The organism is Colwellia sp. E150_009, from assembly GCF_053543955.1.
Genome location: NZ_JBHFOM010000022.1, coordinates 23,730 through 41,689 on the forward strand (window position 1 = coordinate 23,730; position 17,960 = coordinate 41,689).

General features: G+C 36.2%; 19 protein-coding genes. 6 read left to right on the plus strand and 13 right to left on the minus strand.

Features of this window, described 5'->3' with window-relative positions:
* Window positions 1-68: 68 nt before the first annotated feature.
* Genes ACE1OF_RS11135 through pspF form a run of 6 tightly spaced genes read right to left on the minus strand, consistent with a single transcriptional unit; the run spans window position 69 to window position 6,594 of the window.
* Window positions 69-860, minus strand: a complete 792-nt coding sequence (locus ACE1OF_RS11135; RefSeq protein WP_448894518.1) for a peptide ABC transporter ATP-binding protein — start codon at window positions 858-860, stop codon at window positions 69-71.
* Entirely contained in the window at window positions 853-1,881 is a 1,029-nt protein-coding gene (locus ACE1OF_RS11140; RefSeq protein WP_448894519.1) for a peptide ABC transporter ATP-binding protein, read from the minus strand. Before ACE1OF_RS11140 ends, ACE1OF_RS11135 begins: the two co-directional genes overlap by 8 nt.
* Window positions 1,881-2,774, minus strand: coding sequence for an ABC transporter permease subunit (locus tag ACE1OF_RS11145; RefSeq protein ID WP_448894520.1), 894 nt, complete (start codon window positions 2,772-2,774; stop codon window positions 1,881-1,883). The genes ACE1OF_RS11140 and ACE1OF_RS11145 overlap by 1 nt, the downstream gene beginning before the upstream one ends.
* On the minus strand, window positions 2,764-3,792 hold the full coding sequence (locus tag ACE1OF_RS11150) for an ABC transporter permease (RefSeq protein WP_448894521.1): 1,029 nt from the start codon (window positions 3,790-3,792) through the stop codon (window positions 2,764-2,766). Before ACE1OF_RS11150 ends, ACE1OF_RS11145 begins: the two co-directional genes overlap by 11 nt.
* A gap of 2 nt (window positions 3,793-3,794) precedes the next feature.
* Window positions 3,795-5,474 (minus strand): ABC transporter substrate-binding protein, encoded by a 1,680-nt coding sequence (locus ACE1OF_RS11155; protein WP_448894522.1) that lies wholly within the window; start codon window positions 5,472-5,474, stop codon window positions 3,795-3,797.
* Complete coding sequence (pspF, locus tag ACE1OF_RS11160) at window positions 5,467-6,594, minus strand: phage shock protein operon transcriptional activator (protein ID WP_448894523.1); 1,128 nt, start codon at window positions 6,592-6,594, stop codon at window positions 5,467-5,469. The genes ACE1OF_RS11155 and pspF overlap by 8 nt, the downstream gene beginning before the upstream one ends.
* A gap of 268 nt (window positions 6,595-6,862) precedes the next feature.
* On the opposite strand from pspF, the gene pspA reads away from it, so the two are divergent.
* The 3 genes from pspA to pspC all read left to right on the plus strand — a co-directional run bounded on the left by pspA (window position 6,863) and on the right by pspC (window position 8,308).
* Entirely contained in the window at window positions 6,863-7,525 is a 663-nt protein-coding gene (gene pspA, locus ACE1OF_RS11165) for a phage shock protein PspA (RefSeq protein WP_448894524.1), read from the plus strand.
* A gap of 106 nt (window positions 7,526-7,631) precedes the next feature.
* Entirely contained in the window at window positions 7,632-7,844 is a 213-nt protein-coding gene (gene pspB, locus ACE1OF_RS11170; protein ID WP_448894559.1) for an envelope stress response membrane protein PspB, read from the plus strand.
* Window positions 7,841-8,308 carry an envelope stress response membrane protein PspC gene (gene pspC, locus ACE1OF_RS11175; protein WP_448894525.1) on the plus strand — a complete coding sequence of 156 codons (468 nt, stop codon included), beginning with the start codon at window positions 7,841-7,843 and terminating at the stop codon, window positions 8,306-8,308. Before pspB ends, pspC begins: the two co-directional genes overlap by 4 nt.
* On the opposite strand, the gene ACE1OF_RS11180 is transcribed toward pspC, so the two are convergent.
* Window positions 8,305-9,342 carry a LacI family DNA-binding transcriptional regulator gene (locus tag ACE1OF_RS11180; protein WP_448894526.1) on the minus strand — a complete coding sequence of 346 codons (1,038 nt, stop codon included), beginning with the start codon at window positions 9,340-9,342 and terminating at the stop codon, window positions 8,305-8,307. The genes pspC and ACE1OF_RS11180 overlap by 4 nt on opposite strands.
* A 266-nt stretch (window positions 9,343-9,608) precedes the next feature.
* Here ACE1OF_RS11180 and pgi point away from each other — a divergent pair, with 266 nt between their 5' ends.
* The gene (gene pgi, locus ACE1OF_RS11185; protein ID WP_448894527.1) at window positions 9,609-11,252 is read left to right on the plus strand and encodes a glucose-6-phosphate isomerase; all 1,644 of its coding nucleotides are present in this window, start codon (window positions 9,609-9,611) and stop codon (window positions 11,250-11,252) included.
* Between the two features lie 59 nt (window positions 11,253-11,311).
* On the opposite strand, the gene epd is transcribed toward pgi, so the two are convergent.
* Window positions 11,312-12,373, minus strand: coding sequence for an erythrose-4-phosphate dehydrogenase (gene epd, locus ACE1OF_RS11190; protein ID WP_448894528.1), 1,062 nt, complete (start codon window positions 12,371-12,373; stop codon window positions 11,312-11,314).
* Between the two features lie 98 nt (window positions 12,374-12,471).
* Complete coding sequence (tkt, locus tag ACE1OF_RS11195) at window positions 12,472-14,460, minus strand: transketolase (protein ID WP_448894529.1); 1,989 nt, start codon at window positions 14,458-14,460, stop codon at window positions 12,472-12,474.
* 451 nt (window positions 14,461-14,911) lie between these two features.
* Here tkt and ACE1OF_RS11200 point away from each other — a divergent pair, with 451 nt between their 5' ends.
* The gene (locus ACE1OF_RS11200; RefSeq protein ID WP_448894530.1) at window positions 14,912-15,052 is read left to right on the plus strand and encodes a hypothetical protein; all 141 of its coding nucleotides are present in this window, start codon (window positions 14,912-14,914) and stop codon (window positions 15,050-15,052) included.
* 93 nt (window positions 15,053-15,145) lie between these two features.
* Here ACE1OF_RS11200 and ACE1OF_RS11205 read toward each other — a convergent pair whose 3' ends face one another.
* The gene (locus ACE1OF_RS11205) at window positions 15,146-15,469 is read right to left on the minus strand and encodes a hypothetical protein (RefSeq protein WP_448894531.1); all 324 of its coding nucleotides are present in this window, start codon (window positions 15,467-15,469) and stop codon (window positions 15,146-15,148) included.
* A gap of 454 nt (window positions 15,470-15,923) precedes the next feature.
* Between ACE1OF_RS11205 and ACE1OF_RS11210 the strand changes: the two genes are divergently transcribed.
* Window positions 15,924-16,154 (plus strand): hypothetical protein, encoded by a 231-nt coding sequence (locus ACE1OF_RS11210; protein WP_448894532.1) that lies wholly within the window; start codon window positions 15,924-15,926, stop codon window positions 16,152-16,154.
* Here ACE1OF_RS11210 and ACE1OF_RS11215 read toward each other — a convergent pair.
* From ACE1OF_RS11215 to phoU, 3 genes are all read right to left on the minus strand, one after another.
* Window positions 16,148-16,723: a uracil-DNA glycosylase family protein gene (locus tag ACE1OF_RS11215; RefSeq protein ID WP_448894533.1), complete on the minus strand. Its 576-nt coding sequence runs from the start codon at window positions 16,721-16,723 to the stop codon at window positions 16,148-16,150. The genes ACE1OF_RS11210 and ACE1OF_RS11215 overlap by 7 nt on opposite strands.
* Window positions 16,720-16,965, minus strand: coding sequence for a cysteine-rich CWC family protein (locus ACE1OF_RS11220; protein WP_448894534.1), 246 nt, complete (start codon window positions 16,963-16,965; stop codon window positions 16,720-16,722). The genes ACE1OF_RS11215 and ACE1OF_RS11220 overlap by 4 nt, the downstream gene beginning before the upstream one ends.
* A 155-nt stretch (window positions 16,966-17,120) precedes the next feature.
* Complete coding sequence (phoU, locus tag ACE1OF_RS11225) at window positions 17,121-17,948, minus strand: phosphate signaling complex protein PhoU (RefSeq protein WP_448894535.1); 828 nt, start codon at window positions 17,946-17,948, stop codon at window positions 17,121-17,123.
* Between the last annotated feature and the right edge of the window lie 12 nt (window positions 17,949-17,960).

Genomic DNA, 17,960 nt, shown 5'->3' on the forward strand with positions numbered 1-17,960 from the left:
AGGTATTTAGTTAAGAGTAGCGAAGGTAGTTCACTACTCTTTTTTTATACTTATTTAAAGTTTAGGTTTTAAAGTTTACCAAGGGGTTTTAACTGAAAATTTTGATTCATTAGCAGTTTTTGCGTGACTTTATGCTGAGGTTTTTTCATTACTTCCATAGTTTTTCCTGATTCAACAACTTTCCCTTGAGATAACACCATTAATTCATCACTGAAATGACGAATAATACCTAAATTATGAGAAATCAAAATATAGGCTAATCCCATTTGTTGTTGTAGATCCAATAACAAATTAATCATTTGAGAGCGTAGGGATGGATCTAGTGCCGCTAATGCTTCATCTAATATGATAACCTGTGGTTGCAAAATAATAGCTCTGGCAAGTGATATACGCTGTTTTTGACCTCCTGAAAACATATGAGGGTAGAAGTTCATATGATCGCCAAGAAGGCCAACTTTTTGCAATGTAGATCTAATAAGATCTTTTCGTTTATCTTCGTTAAAAGGTGTATTGAGTTTTAATGGTTCGTCTAATAGCTGTAATATGGTTAAGCTAGGATTGAGTGTGGTGCCTGAATCCTGAAATATCATGCGTATATGCTGACATCTCTGCTTATAACTACCTTCGTGTAACTCTTGCCCGTTGAGAAAAATTCTTCCACTTGTTGCTTGTTCAGCCCCTACTAATACTTTAGCAAGCGTAAAATTTCCGGAACCTGTTTCACCTATAATTGCTAAGGTTTTATGTGCATCAATAGTAAATGAAATCGGTTCTAATACAGTTGTGCTTTCTTTATTTAACCAAAAGCCTCTGCGTAGGTAAGTTTTACTTAATTCTGTTACTTTTAGTAATTCAGTCATGTTTACAGACTTCCTTTATACCTTTTCGCTTCGGTTTAAGCGGCGTTAAGGGAAAATGACAGCTTACCTTATGACCATGAAAATTAGTGGCAGAGGGAGCTTTAACACAAGCTTGGTGTGCCCTTGGGCAGCGAGGGCCTAGCCTACAGCCTATAGGCAAGTGTTGCAAAAGAGGTATACTACCAGGTAAGGTCATTAACCTTGACTTAGCGGGCAAATGAAAATTAGCATTTGGGCTGCTATCAACTAAGGCTCTGGTATAAGGGTGTAATGGCTTTTTGAATATTTGTTCAGTTGTGCCTGCTTCAACAAATTGCCCGCTATACATTACGGTAATTGTATGTGTCCAATGAGTTATATTTTCTAAATCATGACTGATCAATAATATGCCCATATTCTTTAGTTGATTTAAACTTGCCAACAACCTAAATATTTGACCTTGATTGGTATTTTCCATCGCTGCCGTTGGCTCATCTGCTATAAGTAGTATGGGTTTTCTTGCTAGTGCTATCGCTATCATAACGCGTTGACATAATGCCTCAGTTAATTGATGAGGATAACTTTTTAAACAAATACTGTGACTTTTAATACCTACCTTATGTAATAAGCTAATAGCTGCAGCATGGCGTTGTTGTTGTTTTTGCCAAAAAAAACCGGTAAAGGCACTTGTATCAATTGCTTCCGCTAGTTGGTTTTCAATAGTTGTTGTTGGATCTAAACAAGCCATAGGTTCTTGAAAAATCATTGCAATATCACGAGAAAGTAGCGCTTTGCGCTCTGGTATGGATAAACGCAACAAATCAATACCGCGCCAATGGAATCTATCTGCATGAACATGCCATTTATCATCTAATACACCAACAATAGCTTGAGCCAACAATGACTTTCCTGAGCCTGACTCACCAACTAAACCACGAACTTCGCCTTCTTTCATCGATAAACTGACTTTATCAACGGCTAAAATTCTTTGATTATCGCTGACTAACTCAATAGATAAATTTCTAATATCAAGTAAATTCATCATCTATCCTTACGTAATTTAAGCGCATGACGAATACCTTCACCAACAAGGTTTGTGGCAACCACTGCAAAAAGAATAGCTAAGCCGGGTAAATAGACTGTCCAAGGAGCTATATAAAATAAATCTAACCCATTGGCTAAAATTGCGCCCCATTCAGGTAGCGGAATTTGTGCACCCAAGCCCAAAAAACCTAAAGTGGCAATATCTAGAATAGCAGCTGATTGTGCCAATGTTGCTTGCCCCATAATTCTGTCTACAATATTAGGAAAAATAGAATAATATAAAACCCTAAATGGGCTAGCACCGTCAAGACGTGAAGCAAGTACATAATCTTTACGAGACTCTTCTTTTACCGCATACCGTGTAATGTGTATAAATTGGGGAATGAGTACTATAACCACTGCCCACACAGTATTGCTGATACCTGGGCCTAATATAGCGACAATAATTATAGCTAATAATAACGATGGAATAGACAAGATAACATCAAGAAAGTGGTTAAGAAAACTTGACTTTAATCCTGAAGTTAACGCAGATAATGAACCAATTACAACACCTATAACAAGTGAAAGTATAACGACGATAAAGCTCATGCCAAAGGTTAATGAGGTACCATACATCAAGCGAGAAAGCATATCTCGACCTAATTCGTCCGTACCGAGCAAAAAACTTACATTACCATCTTCATGCCATGCTGGCGGTAAAAGCAACATGTTTAGTTGGCCATCTACGGGCGAATAGGGTGCTAAAATAGGCGCAAATATAGCGAGAATAATTAAAAATATAAAGCAACTGAATCCAGCCATGGCAACAGGTGTTTTACGAAATATTTGCCATAATTGCATGAAAGGGGAAGGAAAAATCTCTTCCATGTATATTTTATCACGAGCCATATTTATTACCTCGGGCTAGTGGGTTTAACGCCGCATAAATAAAGTCGGTTAAAATGTGTATTGTAAAAATAAAGCATGACAGCACCAATAAACCGCTTTGTATCGCGGTATAGTCCCGTTGGTAAATACTTTCAATTAACCAACGGCCTATACCAGGCCAACTAAAAATCACTTCAGTCACCATTGCTATAGTTACTAGGTTGGCAAATTGTAAACCAACATGGCGAATAATTTTAATGAGCGCATTTCTAATAGCATGACGAAAAATGATTTGTTGAAAAGTTAACCCTTTTGCATTGGCAGCGCGAATATAACTCGTTTCTAGAACTTCAATCATGGATGTTCGGGCTAAACGAATAAAAATAGTTGCAGGAGCAACAGCAATAACACATGCAGGTAAAATTATATGTGAAGTGGCATCACTAAATGCTTGCCATTTATAGGGACTATCGCTAAGTAAAATATCAATGAATTGAATGCCAGTAATATGTTTTATTTCAAATAGTAAGCTAATTTGACCTGCAGAAGGAAGCCAACCTAAATTGATTGAAAAGGTTAAGATAGCGAGTATACCAAGCCAAAAAACTGGTATTGAATAGCCTATCATTGATATAGATAAAATAAGGTTGTCTGCTGTTTTATTGTGTTTTATTGCTGCAATAAAGCCAAGTGGAACACCGATAAACATGGCAATGAGTAAAGCAACTAAACTTAGTTCTATCGTTGCGGGTAGTAAATTCAGTACTTCTGAGCCAATATCTGATTGACTAGACATAGATATACCAAGATCGCCGTGAATTATGTGCTGTAAGTAAGCAATATACTGCCAAAAAATATTACTATCCGTTTGGTATGATTGTTGTATTTTTTCTAGTTGGTAGGGAGTTGCGTTAATTGCACCAGTAATATTAATGATTGAATCACCAGGAAATAAAAAACTTAAACTGAACGATAACAATGTTAACACCAACATAGTGAAAATGAATAAATTGAGTCGACGAATAGTAAAAATTAACATAACTAATTTTCACCTATTTGTGGTAAATCGACTTTATTTTCAGTCTTCATTATTTTTTTGAGTTTTTTTAACGGGATAGTCTTGCTTGAGGAGTAAAAGTTTATCCCGCCGAAAGCTGCCAGTATGTCGCCTGTTACGTTTTCATTTCTTGCTTGATACCGCTTTGAGTGAGCAATGGGAATTAACGGAATTTCTTGTGTTATTATCTTCATTGCTTCCGCATAATATTGTTTTCTTAAATGAATATTGGTGGTTTGTAATGCTTGCTGAATAATATCATCATATTCTTGATTACACCAAAAGGTTGTATTACTTCCTGTATTGGCTGCTGAGCAACTTAACATTGGTGAGAAAAAGTTATCAGGATCAGGATGATCTGCAGACCAACCCAATAAAAAGCTTTGATGTTCTCCACGTTTTAAGCGGTTTAAAAACGTATTCCATTCATAGGTAACAATATTAACTTTTATACCAATGTGATTTAAATCAGCTTGAATCAGCTTTGCCATCGTTATTGCATTAGGATTGTAGGCTCTTTGAACGGGCATTGCCCACAAATCCATGGTGAAGCCTTGAGAGAAACCTGCAACTTCAAGTAAGCTTCTAGCCAGCATGGGATTAAATTCTTGTTCTGCAATACTGTCATCAAAGGCCCATGAGGTATTCGGTAATATTGAGTTGGCAAGCTCAGCTTTACCCTGATAAATTGTTTCAAGTAATACCTGTTTGTTAATGGCATAACCAATTGCTTGTCTGACTAACTTGTTATCAAAAGGAGGTTTTTTTACATTAAAACCAAAATAACCAACGTTTAATGCGGTAATCGATTCTAAAATTAAGTTTTTATTTTGGTTTATTTTATTGTGGGCTATTGGATAAGCAGTAACATCACACTCTTTCGCTAATAGTTTAGTTAACCTACCCGTATTGCTTGGGGTTATATCAAACACTAATTGTTCTATTTTAGCGGGCTCTTGCCAGTATTGTTCATGGCGATAAAACCTAATTAGCGAGCCGACACGGTATTCTTTTAGTTTGAAAGGCCCAGTACCTATGGGGTAAGTGTCTATGTTTGCTTTGTTTTTTTGTTCTGTAAGTTGCTCTGCATATTCAGCGGATAAAATAACGGCATAATCAGTAGCTAAGTTTGCTAGAAAGGCGTTGTCTGCATGAGTTAAATGAAAGCGGATGGTATATTCATTAATTTTTTCTACTTTTTCAACAAGATCTTTTAAACCTATATTTTGGAAAAAAGGATAACTTCCGCCAGATACAAGGTGAAAAGGGTGTTCGTTTTTTAACATGCGATTAAAACTGAATAACACATCATCTGCGTTTAAAAATCGTGTTGGAGTAAAGTAATCAGTTTGATGAAATGCAACATCTTTACGTAAATAGAACGTGATTTTTTTACCATTTTTAGTTACATGCCAAGATTTTGCTAAAGCTGGTGTTAGTTTGTTTTCCGCTCCTTGATAAGTAAGTAACCTATCGTATAACTGATTTGATGTGGCATCAATTGTGGTGCCAGATGTTACTAGCTGAGGATTAAAGGTTTCTGGTGACCCTTCAGCACAATAAATAATACTGTGCTCGCTTAATGAAACAATGCTTTCATCATTGCAGCTAATGAGTAGCAGTAAACTCAAGCAAACTATACAATTAAGTGTTTTATTACTCATCAGAATCGTTACCATCAAGTAGATTGTATTTTTTTAAATAACCTCTTAACTGATGATAGGTTAATTCTAACGCTTGTGCTGTTTTCTTTTGATTATATTGACAATGTGCAAGCGCAGATTTTATCAGTTCGACTTCATAATTTTGCGATAAGGTTTTTAACGATTGTGGAAACTCGTTATGAATAACTGCTGATGAAACACTAGTAGCCTTTGTATCTGTTTCAGTATCGGTTGATTTTTGTTCGTTTTCTTTAACTGAATCAGAAACCGTATTTGTTGTTGTTTGATGTTGTGGTGTGGTAATTCGATCATGTGTTTTGATCTGCTGGCTTGGCCTAAAGGGGGATTCAAATGGATCAATAATTAATTCATGCACGGGTAAGTGAGGATTGTTACAACGATAAACACTACGCTCAATTACATTTTTTAATTCGCGAATATTACCAGGCCATGAATATTCGAGCATGGTTTTTTTCGCTTTTTCAGTAAAGCCACTAAAAAGCTCAAACTCTAATTCACGTGCCATATTCATGGCAAAATGTTCTGCTAACATTAATATGTCGTCAAGGCGCTCTCTTAATGGGGGTAGCGTTATTACATCAAATGCCAAACGATCAAGTAAATCAGCTCTAAACTGCCCTGATGACGCTAATAAGGGCAAATCTTCGTTAGTTGCTGCAACTAAGCGAACATCTGTAGTAATGGTTCGTGAACCACCTACGCGCTCAAATTCACCATATTCCACAACGCGTAATAATTTCTCTTGAATTAAACCTGATGTGTTAGCTATTTCATCTAAAAATAATGTGCCATTATCTGCTCGCTCAAATCGACCTTCATGTCGTTTACTCGCACCAGTAAAAGCACCAGAGTCATAGCCGAAGAGTTCTGTTTCTAGTAGGTTTTCATTTAATGCAGCGCAGTTCAATTTTAAGTAACTTTGCTCCCAGCGTTTTGATAGATAATGTAAACGTGCAGCGACCAACTCTTTACCTGTTCCACGTTCACCAATGATTAATACTGGTTTATTTAGTTGTGCAATTTGAGAAATTTGCTCTAATACTTCTAAAAAGCTGTTTGATTGCCCAAGAAGATTATCTTGTTTGCTAAAGCGTGCCATGGTTAGACCTAACTTTTGGTTTATTTCACTAACAAATAGTGTATTTTATTAATTGACTAGATAACAGTACTTTTTTATTATTTAAAAAAACTTTTTAAAACATAGGTTTAATAAGTTTTGTCATATTGGCGTAAAATATGAATAACATTAACTATAAATTTATATGCAAATTTATATGCAAATTTATAGTCGATTTCAATAGAGTTAAACAAATTACGCATGTTTATCTGTAAATGAAAGCGTAAATTCAAGTAAAGAGGATGTTGTTATGGGTATTTTTTCAAGGTTTACCGATATTATTAATTCTAATATCAATAGTTTATTAGATAAAGCCGAAGATCCAGCCAAAATGGTGAGATTAATTATTCAAGAAATGGAAGATACCTTAGTGGAGGTTCGCTCTAGCTCAGCCAAAACCTTAGCGGATAAAAAAGAGTTAACACGCCAAGTTACTCGTTTTGAAAATGAAGCACAACAATGGCAAGAAAAAGCTGAATTAGCGTTGAGCAAAGATCGAGATGACTTAGCCCGAGCAGCTTTGATGGAGAAGAAGAAAAGTACTGAAAATTCTCAATCTTTAGTGCAAGAGCTAGTACATGTAGAAGAACATATTGCTAAGCTTCAAGATGAAATTTCACAGCTACAAGATAAGTTAGCGGATGCAAAAACACGTCAAAAAGCCATAATTATGCGTGAAAAAACAGTGAATTCACGTTTAAAAGTTAAGCAAAATATTGACAGTAATAAAGTGAATGATGCATTAAGTCGTTTTGATCGTTATGAGAGTAAAATTGATAATATCGAAGCCCAAGTTGAATCATATGATTTAGGCCGTAAATCGCTATCAGACGAAATTGCTGAACTTGAGTCAAATGAAAAAGTTGATGATGAATTAGCTTCATTAAAAGCGAAAATGAATAAAAAACAATAAAAACCTGTGATTAAAAGTTTTGAGTGGTGAAGTGAATTTATTCCCCTTAAATGTATTATGAAGCTATTTGAAAGAGTTAAGGAGACGTATCGTGGAAGATATTATCATGGCACCCGTTATTATTTTTATGCTTGTTGTTGCGCCTATTTGGTTGGTATTGCATTATCGTAGTAAAGGGCAAGTGAGCCAAGGCTTGAGCGAAGAAGAATATACTCAGCTATCTGAATTATCTGAAATGGCAGATAAAATGGCAGATCGTATTAAAACCCTTGAAGCCATTTTAGATGCTGAAACTCCTGATTGGAGGAGTAAACTATGAATACAAAGCGAGGGGAGTTATATCGCAATTCGGAAAATGGAAAAATAGCTGGTGTTTGTGCTGGTATCGCTGACTACTTTGGGTGGGAGACCTGGTTAGTCAGAATATTGGTTGTTTCATGCGTATTGTTCGGCATGCCCATTTTAATTTTAGGCTATATTGCCGCGTGGTTTATATTAGATAAAAACCCAAAAGAGCAGCCTAAAAGAGCACATGCTAAATTTCATCGTTCACCTGGCTCTAGTCGTTACCAAGCTGGTGATACACTTCCTGATGAAGACTACGAACAAACCAATGAAACAATTAAAATCAAAGCAAGAGTGTGGCAATCAGGTGAGCCACCTAAACAGGCTTTGCAGGACATTAGTAAAAAATTCTCTTTACTGGAGAAACATTTACAACACATTGAACAATATGTAACATCTTCCGAGTTTACCGTTGCTAGAGAGATTAATAAACTTTAACTGTATGAGTTGCGTTGCCCTGTTGAATCTCTAACAACTAGCTGAGGTATATATTGACTTGTTTCGCTTTTTCCTTCTTGCTTACGAATTTGACTAATGAGTAAATTGGCTGCATCGTGTGCAATTTGTTTATTGGGCTGGTTTGCTGTGGTAAGTTTAGGCCAAGTTTGACGTGAAAAAGGACTGTTTTCGAAGCCTGCTATTGATAGCTGCTCGGGTATGTTTATATTCATTAACCTTGCTGCAAATAAGGCGCCTGCAGCAATTTCATCATTACAAGAAAAGATGGCCGTTGGTAGGTTGCTTTTACTAACGCCTTCAGACATTAATTGTTTAGCGCCATTAACACCTGATTCAAAAGAATACTCTCCTTCTATTACTAAATTTTTATTAAAGTTAATATGATTATCTTTTAGTGCCTGTCGATAACCTTTATAGCGCTCAATGGTTGACATATGCTCGGCTCCACCTGCAATAAAAGCGATTTTTTGATGCCCCAAATCAATTAAATGTTGAGTTATGGTTTGCGCCGCATCCCTATCATTTACCATTACACATGGGCTTAGGTCATCAGGGGCAACATCACCAGACATTATACGTACCACTTTTATATCTAATTCCGTAATGCGTTTGACAAATTCTGGGCGTTCTGAAAAGGGAGGAGTTAATACTAAACCTGCAACACGCGCATGTTTGATTGTATTAATAATTTCTTCTGTTATATTTTCTTGTTGCGAATTACAAGGGTTAATTAATAACTCAAAACCTTGTTGCCGACAGGCAGATAGAATACCTTCTTGCATATCAATAATATAATAAGCATTGGGGTTATCGTATACATAAGCAATTGTAAAAGACTTGGTGCCTGCTAAATTTCGAGCGGCAAGGTTGGGCTGGTAATTAAGCTCTTTTACCGCTATTTGTACTTTTTCACGCGTGAGCTGGCGAACGGAAGGCTCATTGTTTATAACCCGCGAAACTGTTTTAATTGATACGCCTGATAGTTTAGCGACATCATTAATTGTTGCTTTCATTTATTCAATTAACCTTTAATTCTTCTTTTAACACTATTATTGCGAGCAGAGCAGGTAGAGTAATTCTTCTTGTACCATGCGGCAATAACTAATACTATTTTTATCTTATTAATTGGGCAGTAAATGAATGTACGGTTCTTTATATGAATTGACAGCGTTGTCATTTTTTATTAGGGTAGCATAAGCAAATCAAAATTCATAATGAAGCCATAGTATTATATGAGTATGGCGCTTTAATAAAATTCTAGGTATTTATAGGAAACTCTATGTCAGATCGTCAAACACTTGCTAGTTGGAAAAAATTACAACAGTTAGCCTTAGATAAAAAATCTCAGCACATGAATACCTTGTTTGCTAATGACAGCCAACGTTTTGAAAAATTCTCTATTGAATTGCCGAATCTATTGCTCGATTATTCTAAAAATTTAATTGATGGTGAAACCCTTGATAGCTTATTAGCGTTAGCTGAAGAAACGGAAGTAGGTGAGTGGCGTAGCAAGATGTTTGCAGGCGCTAAAATTAATAAAACGGAAGAAAGGGCTGTACTGCATACTGCTTTACGACGTCAAAATACTGATGAACCACTCATTTTAGATGGTGAAAATATCACTGAACAGGTACAACAACAATTAGAAAAAATGGAGGGTTTTGTTAATAAAGTACGGCAAGGGGATTGGTTAGGCTATTCAGGGAAACGTATTACGGACATTGTAAATATTGGCGTTGGTGGTTCTAATCTCGGACCTCAAATGGTGACAGAAGCCTTGAAGCATTACAGTGATGGCACTGTGAATGTACACTATGTTTCTAATGTTGATGGTGCGCAAATTGTTGAGGTATTAAGGCCATTAGACCCGCAAAATGTTTTATTTATAGTATCCAGTAAAACGTTTACCACCACAGAAACAATGACTAACGCAAAAACAGCAATGAAATGGCTAACCAGCGCATCGTTTGATGAGAAATCGGTAGCAAAGCATTTTGTTGCCGTCACTGCTCATAAAGAAAATGCGATGAAGTTTGGTATTCAAGAGCAAAATATTTTTGGAATGTGGGATTGGGTTGGTGGACGTTTCTCGTTGTGGTCAGCCATTGGGTTAGCCATTGCGTTAGATTTAGGTTTTGATAAGTTCATTGAACTGCTTGATGGCGCGAGTGAGATGGATCAGCATTTTATCAATGCGCCATTAAGAAATAATATGCCTGCTATCATGGCTTTGATCAGCGTGTGGAATACTACATTTTTAGGGGCACGCTCACAGGCTATTTTACCTTATGACCAAACATTACATATGCTTTCAGCCTATTTACAACAAGCAGAAATGGAAAGTAATGGTAAGTCGGTAACTTGGGACGGTGATGAAGTAGACTATCCCACGGTACCTTCAATTTGGGGGGAGTTAGGTATTAATGGGCAACATGCTTTTTATCAGTATCTTCATCAAAGTAATAACGTTGTACCTGCAGATTTTATTGGTTCAGTAGAGAGTGTCACGCCAGTCTCTGGTCATCATGAAACATTAATGGCTAACTTCTTTGCACAAACCCAAGCGTTAATGGCAGGGGTAAATGAAATGCAAGTGAGGGCAGATTTACAAGCGAAAGGGCGTACGCCAGACTATATTGATAAAGTGGCACCACACAAAGTTCATAAAGGTAACAGACCTACCAATACTATTTTGTTAAAACGTATTGATCCTAAAACGTTGGGAAGTTTGATTGCTGCTTATGAGCATAAGATATTTGTGCAAGGTATTATTTTGCAAATATGTTCGTTTGACCAATGGGGTGTTGAACTAGGCAAAGGCTTAGCAGCAGAGATTCAACAAGAGTTAGAAAGCAAAAATATTTCATCAAAACATGACTGCTCCACAGCAAGTTTATTGAAGTTTTATTTAGAGGCTAAGTAGTTACTCTAACTGTCAGCAGTTATCGTGTGAAAGAAAGCAGCTATTAAGTGATGGCTGCTTTACGTCATTTCTTGGGCTGTATCTAACATTCTATTGGCAAAACCCCATTCGTTATCACTCCATATTAACATTTTAACCAAGCGCTTATGGCTAACACGTGTTTGATTACCATCAACAATACAAGAGTGGGTATCGTGGTTAAAATCAACAGAAACTAAAGGCTCTTCAGTATAGGCTAAGATGCCTTGCAAACCACTGTCATTAATTGATTTTGCTTGGGAATTTTTAATTACTTGATTAATATCAGCAATACTTACATCTGTATTGACCGTAACACTTAAATCCATTGCGGTAACATTGAGCGTTGGTACCCGCACTGCAATTGCTTCAAATCGTCCTTTAAATTTGGGTAAAATTCGCTCTATGCCCAGGGCCAGTTTAGTATCTACAGGAATAATAGACTGACTTGCTGCGCGACTTCGTCTAGGATCTGGATGATAAGCATCGATAACTTGTTGATCATGCATAGAAGAGTGAATAGTGGTAATTGTACCGCTTTCAATACCAAAGGCATCGTCAAGTACCTTAATTACAGGCACAATACAATTTGTTGTGCATGATCCATTTGAAACGACACGGTCTTCATTAGTTAGTTCGTGATGATTGATACCATAAATGATGGTGGCATCTATGTCTTGGCTGCAAGGATGTGAAAATAAAACTTTTTTAGCACCTTGCTTAATATGTGCTAATCCGTCTGCTTTACTACCAAATATACCAGTACAATCTAAAACAATATCAACATTATGTTCATGCCAAGGAATTTCCTCAATTTTGTTAAAGTGAAGTAATGCTATTGTATTTTTATACTGCTGATTTGATGTTGTTGTCGGATTTGGTGTTTTGTGATCAGAAATTAAAAGTTGTTCACCTTGAAGTTCAACATAAAAAGCGAACCGACCATGAGTCGTGTCATACTTAAGTAAATGAGCCATGCCACTTGCTGGCGCAAGATCATTAATTGCAACAATGTTGAAAATATCTGTTTTACCACTTTCGTAAAGTGCGCGAACAATACTGCGGCCAATGCGGCCAAAACCATTTATAGCAATGTTTATCATAGAAATATAGTAATGGGGGAAATCCGCATTATAGAAGGATAAAAGGTGGACTTATCAGTACAACCCACCAGTTGAGTAGTATGCTTGCTAAACTTAAATTAAAGTTTATTTACCGTGTTGACAACATTGTCAACGGTAAAACCAAAGTGTTCAAGTAGCACACTACCTGGCGCTGACTCACCAAAGGTTGTCATACCAACTACCGCACCATTTAAGCCAACGTATTTAGCCCAGAAATCAACATGCGCAGCTTCAATAGCCACACGGTTGGTTACCTTTGTAGGTAAAACTGATTCTTTGTAATCGCTTGTTTGTGCGTCAAAAACGTTAGTAGATGGCATAGAAACAACACGTACTTTTTTACCTTGCTCAGTTAATACTTTGGCTGACTCAACAGCTAAAGCGACTTCTGAGCCTGTAGCAATTAAAATAATGTCAGGTGTGCCATCACAGTGTTGTAAAATATAAGCACCTTTAGCAATATTAGCAACTTGGGCTTGAGTTCGAGTCATGGCGGGTAAGCCTTGACGCGAAAAAACCAATGCGGAAGGCGCGGTTTGGTTTTGCACGGCAGCTTTCCATGCAACGGCAGATTCAGTTGCATCACACGGGCGCCATGTCGTTAAATTTGGCGTAGTACGTAAGTTAGTTAACTGCTCAATAGGTTGATGCGTTGGACCATCTTCACCTTGACCAATTGAATCATGGGTGTAAACAAAAATATTTTGAATACCCATTAATGCAGACATGCGTACGGCGTTACGCGCATATTCCATAAACATCATGAAAGTAGCACCGTAGTTAATGAAACCACCGTGTAAAGAAATACCATTCATGATGCCGCTCATACCAAATTCACGTACACCGTAAAAAATGTAGTTACCGGCAGCATCTTCTTGGATACCTTTAGAACCAGACCAAAGTGTTAAGTTTGAGCCCGCTAAATCGGCAGAGCCACCAAGCATTTCTGGTAAAACATGACCAAAGGCTTCTATAGCATTTTGTGATGCTTTACGTGAAGCAATATTCTCACTGTTTTCATGACACTCTTGAATAAACGCATTCGCTTTTTCTTCAAAGTCTTTCGGTAACTCGCCTTTGATTACACGGCGTTCAAATTCACTGGCTAGCTCAGGGTAAGCCGCTTGATACGCAGCATACTTATCATCCCAGCTAACTTGGCTAGCAGCGCCTTTTTCTTTTTGGTTCCATTGCGCGTAAACATTCTCAGGAATTTCAAAAGGCGCATGTGGCCAATTTAAAAATTTGCGTGTTGCTGCTATTTCGTCATCACCTAATGGTGCACCGTGACAGTCATGAGTACCTGATTTATTTGGAGAACCAAAACCAATAATTGTTTTACAGCAAATCATACTTGGTTTATCTGTCACTGATTTAGCTTCAATGATTGCAGCGGCAATGGCTTCACTGTTATGTCCGTCAACACTAATTACATGCCAGCCGTATGATTCGAAACGTTGTGGTGTATTATCTGTGAACCAACCTTCAACATGGCCGTCAATAGAAATACCATTGTCATCCCAAAACGTGATAAGTTTTCCTAAACCTAAGGTACCAGCTAAAGAACAAGCTTCGTGAGAAATACCTTCCATTAAACAACCATCACCTAAGAAGCAATAAGTAAAGTGATCAACAATTCTATGATCTTCACGGTTAAACTGTGCTGCTAAGGTTTTTTCAGCAATTGCCATACCTACAGCATTTGATATGCCAGCACCTAATGGCCCTGTTGTTGTTTCAACACCAGGAGTATAGCCATATTCAGGATGACCTGGTGTTTTAGAGTGTAATTGACGGAAATTTTTTAAATCATCAATAGATAAGTTGTAGCCTGATAAATGTAATAATGAATAAATTAGCATTGAACCATGACCGTTTGACAAGATAAAGCGGTCACGGTCTGCCCATTTAGGATCACTTGGGTTGTGCTTTAAGAAGTCACGCCATAAAACCTCTGCGATATCTGCCATACCCATAGGGGCACCAGGGTGTCCTGATTTTGCTTTTTGTACACCATCCATGCTTAAAACACGAATAGCATTGGCTAGTTCTTGACGCGACGACATATTAGCTCCGAATCTATTTTTTAATTAAAGGGTTAATTTAAGGGTTAATTTAAGAAATAAGTGAATTGAGCTTATTTTCTCCTACCATAAGTCATATCGCAAACGATATTGCATTATTTTTTATATTAAGTCAGCAATACAGCAAACTTGTCGTTATTACTGTGCTATTTGATGATTTACTTTGACGGATGTATATAACACAACCACTCAGTGCGCTAACTATGCATTTTGAATCAATTGTTTAATCAAAAACAAAAAAATAGTAAATAAATCAACAATTATATTGAATTATAAAAGTAAATAGTTTAGTTTTTAATCAGGTTGATTGCATGTTAATTATTATCTAGTGATTTAATGGTATTTAATTTAGATATTTAGAAAATAAAAAGAAGAAAATGCAATCCAGCCAAAATTTAGCAAAAAATATTTAGCAAAAAATTAGGTAAACAAAATGCGTAAGTCATCCTCAAGAGGATTAAAGCTGACTACGGTTATTTTTGCAGTACTTATTATGACCGTTTCAGCGATATTGAGTAATACCTCAATAGCTGATGACATGGAAGTAAAGACAGCACAATCAGAATCACAATGAAAATTCAAGCCTTGTGCTCAATTTATAATTGAGTTACAAGGCTTTTTTCTTTGCTACAGAGAAAATATATGAGATGTTGGTTTCAATACTTAATTAACGATGTTTACCATTCTTATTTTTAATGCTTGCTACTTGCCGCGCAATTGCAAGTAATTCAGGCGAAATATCATCAGCGCCAGTTTTTATTAGCTTGCTGACGTCTCCAGAAGAAAAAAGCGTACCACGTTCAGATTTTATGCCTAATGATCGAACAAAATCTTTTGTTTTTCCGGTGCTACTTGTATCAATATATTTAAGTATAATTTGTTCATTAAAACTTTCAGGCTCTTTTTTTAGCGTAGCAATTTGTTCTGTCAGTGATTTTATTTCCGACGTTAATGTTTCAATTAAATCGGCAATATTTAAATAAGGTTTCATTAAATTTTTAACTCTTATGGGTTAGTTGAAGATGTTAATCATTTATTAATTAATTTGTATAACATCACAACAAAAATATACTTTGCAGTAAAAAATCAGTATTAACTATCGTACTTAAAACATCAATGATAAATGAATAAAAGGATTAATTAGGTAAACGTTGTGTCGTTATTTGTGGTGGCTGAGTTTTATAAAGTAAATTCATGAAGTTAGCGAAATATGATTATTATCAGCAGGTACAGACAGTAAACTAGTTAAGCGACTTATTCATTCTCTAGGAGTTTAAACAGTTTATAGCAAATGTGGCTTATGTTACTTGACCAGAATAATTTTGGTAATTATGATGACTCTACGTTTAATGTCGTTGATGTATTGAGCCATTTATTAACCCAACGGTTATTATATAAATCGGTTCAAAGTAATTATTATCTTTAGCGCAAAAGGACTTTAGCAATTGAAACCCTCACAATCTAGTTTGATTCACATTCATAAATTACCGCCTAAATTAACTGAGTTACTAAAAACAGCTGAGAATACCCCCGTCGTTGGTTTTGGTAAAACTCAGGAGCAGCGAGATTTTATGTTAATTAGCGCTATATTAGAGAATCAAGATCCTGAGTTTTTTAAGAAATTAACCAAAGAAGTCAAAGAATATTTCTCAAACTTAAACGAAGCCTGTCAATAAACGTTAATTAATGTTTTAATTTTTTGTTGAAGTAGCGGGATAACATCCTTTTCAAACCAAGTGTTTTTTTTCAACCATAGGTTATTTCTAGGGCTTGGATGAGGAAGCACCACTTTATTAGATTGTAATAAGGTATACCATTGTTTTGCTAATTCTGTAATAGGGGCTTTAGATTGCAAATGCCATTCAATAGCATATTTTCCTAGAATAATGGTTAATTCAACCTGAGTAAGTTTGGCTAAAATTGCTTTTCGCCATGTATCTGCGCATGTTGGAATAGGGGGTAAATCCCCCGATTTTCCTCTACCAGGATAACAGAATCCCATAGGTAAAATAGCAAATAGTTGGTCATTATAAAATTGACTTGTATTTACACCTAACCATGCTCTTAACCGTTCTCCACTTTTATCATTAAAAGGCATTGATTTTTCGTGGGTTTTGATTCCTGGAGCTTGTCCAACAATGAGTATTTTACTTTTTGAACTAATTTGTAGTATAGGATTAGGTTCAAAGGGTAATTCATTTTCACATAATCGGCATTGTTTAACTTGTGATAGAAGTGCTTTCATGTGGCATACTTTGTTGTGTTAGTCAGTGAGTATTCACGTTTAAATTGATCTGGGTTTTTATTGAATAAGTTAACACAGTTTGCACAGATACATGATTTTCGTCGTAAAGGTATAGGTACCATCGCCGTTAGATCATTGGGGATATTTGTGGTATTACACCAACAAGGAGTTTTGCTTTTAACCATGCAATTATTCATGCTTTGACAAAAAGGGCATGCTGTTGGATCGACTTGGTTCTGCATTGCTATATATCTTAAATTCAACGTGATTTCTAAGAGTTTACAAAGTTTCTTAGTGTATTTGAAGCATAATACACAGCTTATTATTGACCACCAAGAGCACAGAGAAAATAACGGTGTTTGATTTGTTTTACTATTTTCTCTGTGTTTATCAGGTTTTAAGTTTCCATTTTTGCTTTTATTTGTTCTATGGTGGCGTGTCGTACATCTTTCCCTTCAACTAAATAAACAATGTATTCACAAAGGTTTGTTGTGTGATCACCAATACGCTCAAGTGCTCTAGCACACCATGTAACACGCAAGGCATTTTTTATTTCACGCGGATTTTCCATCATTTTTGTAACCAATAAACGTGAAATATTATCAAATTCTTCATCGACTATATTGTCATTTCTAATGATTTCTAATGCGGCTTCAACATCCATTTGTGCGTACGCTGTTAGTGCTTTATTTAAAGTTTCACTCACATGCTTACCTAAATGTTTTAGCTCAACTAAGGGTCTTGCTCCTTCTGTTTCAGTAATGTCATTTTCAACGATACCATCTTTAACAACACTATATTTAGCCAATTTTATGGCATTTTTTCCAAATTTTACTGCTTCATCACCCATACGCTCTAGATCGGTAATACTTTTAATAACACTAACTAGTAGGCGCAAATCACTGGCGGCAGGTTGTCGACGAGCTAAAATTTGTGTGCAATATTCATCAATTTCTAATTCCATCGTATTGACTTCTTTATCACGTTTTATTACTTTTTTAGCAAGTTTTTCATCGGCATTTAAAACAGCACTTAAGCCATCATTTACTTGTTCTTCAACGAGTAACCCCATGTTTATCACCAACGTGCGTACTTGTTCTAATTCTTGATTAAAACGACGCGAAATATGCTTGTCTAAGTGTAACTTTGTGGTAAAACCTGTCGGGTTTTCAGTTGATTGATTCTTAGAGGTTGAATTGCTTTGATTGTTATCATGTGTGGTCATGCGATTCTCCAA

What these genes read in the sequence shown, in the direction of transcription:
- ACE1OF_RS11135 (WP_448894518.1), bottom strand. Translation starts at nt 860, where the DNA reads ATGACTGAATTACTAAAAGTAACAGAATTAAGTAAAACTTACCTACGC.
- ACE1OF_RS11140 (WP_448894519.1), bottom strand. Translation starts at nt 1,881, where the DNA reads ATGAATTTACTTGATATTAGAAATTTATCTATTGAGTTAGTCAGCGAT.
- ACE1OF_RS11145 (WP_448894520.1), bottom strand. Translation starts at nt 2,774, where the DNA reads ATGGCTCGTGATAAAATATACATGGAAGAGATTTTTCCTTCCCCTTTC.
- ACE1OF_RS11150 (WP_448894521.1), bottom strand. Translation starts at nt 3,792, where the DNA reads ATGTTAATTTTTACTATTCGTCGACTCAATTTATTCATTTTCACTATG.
- ACE1OF_RS11155 (WP_448894522.1), bottom strand. Translation starts at nt 5,474, where the DNA reads ATGAGTAATAAAACACTTAATTGTATAGTTTGCTTGAGTTTACTGCTA.
- pspF (WP_448894523.1), bottom strand. Translation starts at nt 6,594, where the DNA reads ATGGCACGCTTTAGCAAACAAGATAATCTTCTTGGGCAATCAAACAGC.
- pspA (WP_448894524.1), top strand. Translation starts at nt 6,863, where the DNA reads ATGGGTATTTTTTCAAGGTTTACCGATATTATTAATTCTAATATCAAT.
- pspB (WP_448894559.1), top strand. Translation starts at nt 7,632, where the DNA reads ATGGCACCCGTTATTATTTTTATGCTTGTTGTTGCGCCTATTTGGTTG.
- pspC (WP_448894525.1), top strand. Translation starts at nt 7,841, where the DNA reads ATGAATACAAAGCGAGGGGAGTTATATCGCAATTCGGAAAATGGAAAA.
- ACE1OF_RS11180 (WP_448894526.1), bottom strand. Translation starts at nt 9,342, where the DNA reads ATGAAAGCAACAATTAATGATGTCGCTAAACTATCAGGCGTATCAATT.
- pgi (WP_448894527.1), top strand. Translation starts at nt 9,609, where the DNA reads ATGTCAGATCGTCAAACACTTGCTAGTTGGAAAAAATTACAACAGTTA.
- epd (WP_448894528.1), bottom strand. Translation starts at nt 12,373, where the DNA reads ATGATAAACATTGCTATAAATGGTTTTGGCCGCATTGGCCGCAGTATT.
- tkt (WP_448894529.1), bottom strand. Translation starts at nt 14,460, where the DNA reads ATGTCGTCGCGTCAAGAACTAGCCAATGCTATTCGTGTTTTAAGCATG.
- ACE1OF_RS11200 (WP_448894530.1), top strand. Translation starts at nt 14,912, where the DNA reads ATGCGTAAGTCATCCTCAAGAGGATTAAAGCTGACTACGGTTATTTTT.
- ACE1OF_RS11205 (WP_448894531.1), bottom strand. Translation starts at nt 15,469, where the DNA reads ATGAAACCTTATTTAAATATTGCCGATTTAATTGAAACATTAACGTCG.
- ACE1OF_RS11215 (WP_448894533.1), bottom strand. Translation starts at nt 16,723, where the DNA reads ATGAAAGCACTTCTATCACAAGTTAAACAATGCCGATTATGTGAAAAT.
- ACE1OF_RS11220 (WP_448894534.1), bottom strand. Translation starts at nt 16,965, where the DNA reads ATGCAGAACCAAGTCGATCCAACAGCATGCCCTTTTTGTCAAAGCATG.
- phoU (WP_448894535.1), bottom strand. Translation starts at nt 17,948, where the DNA reads ATGACCACACATGATAACAATCAAAGCAATTCAACCTCTAAGAATCAA.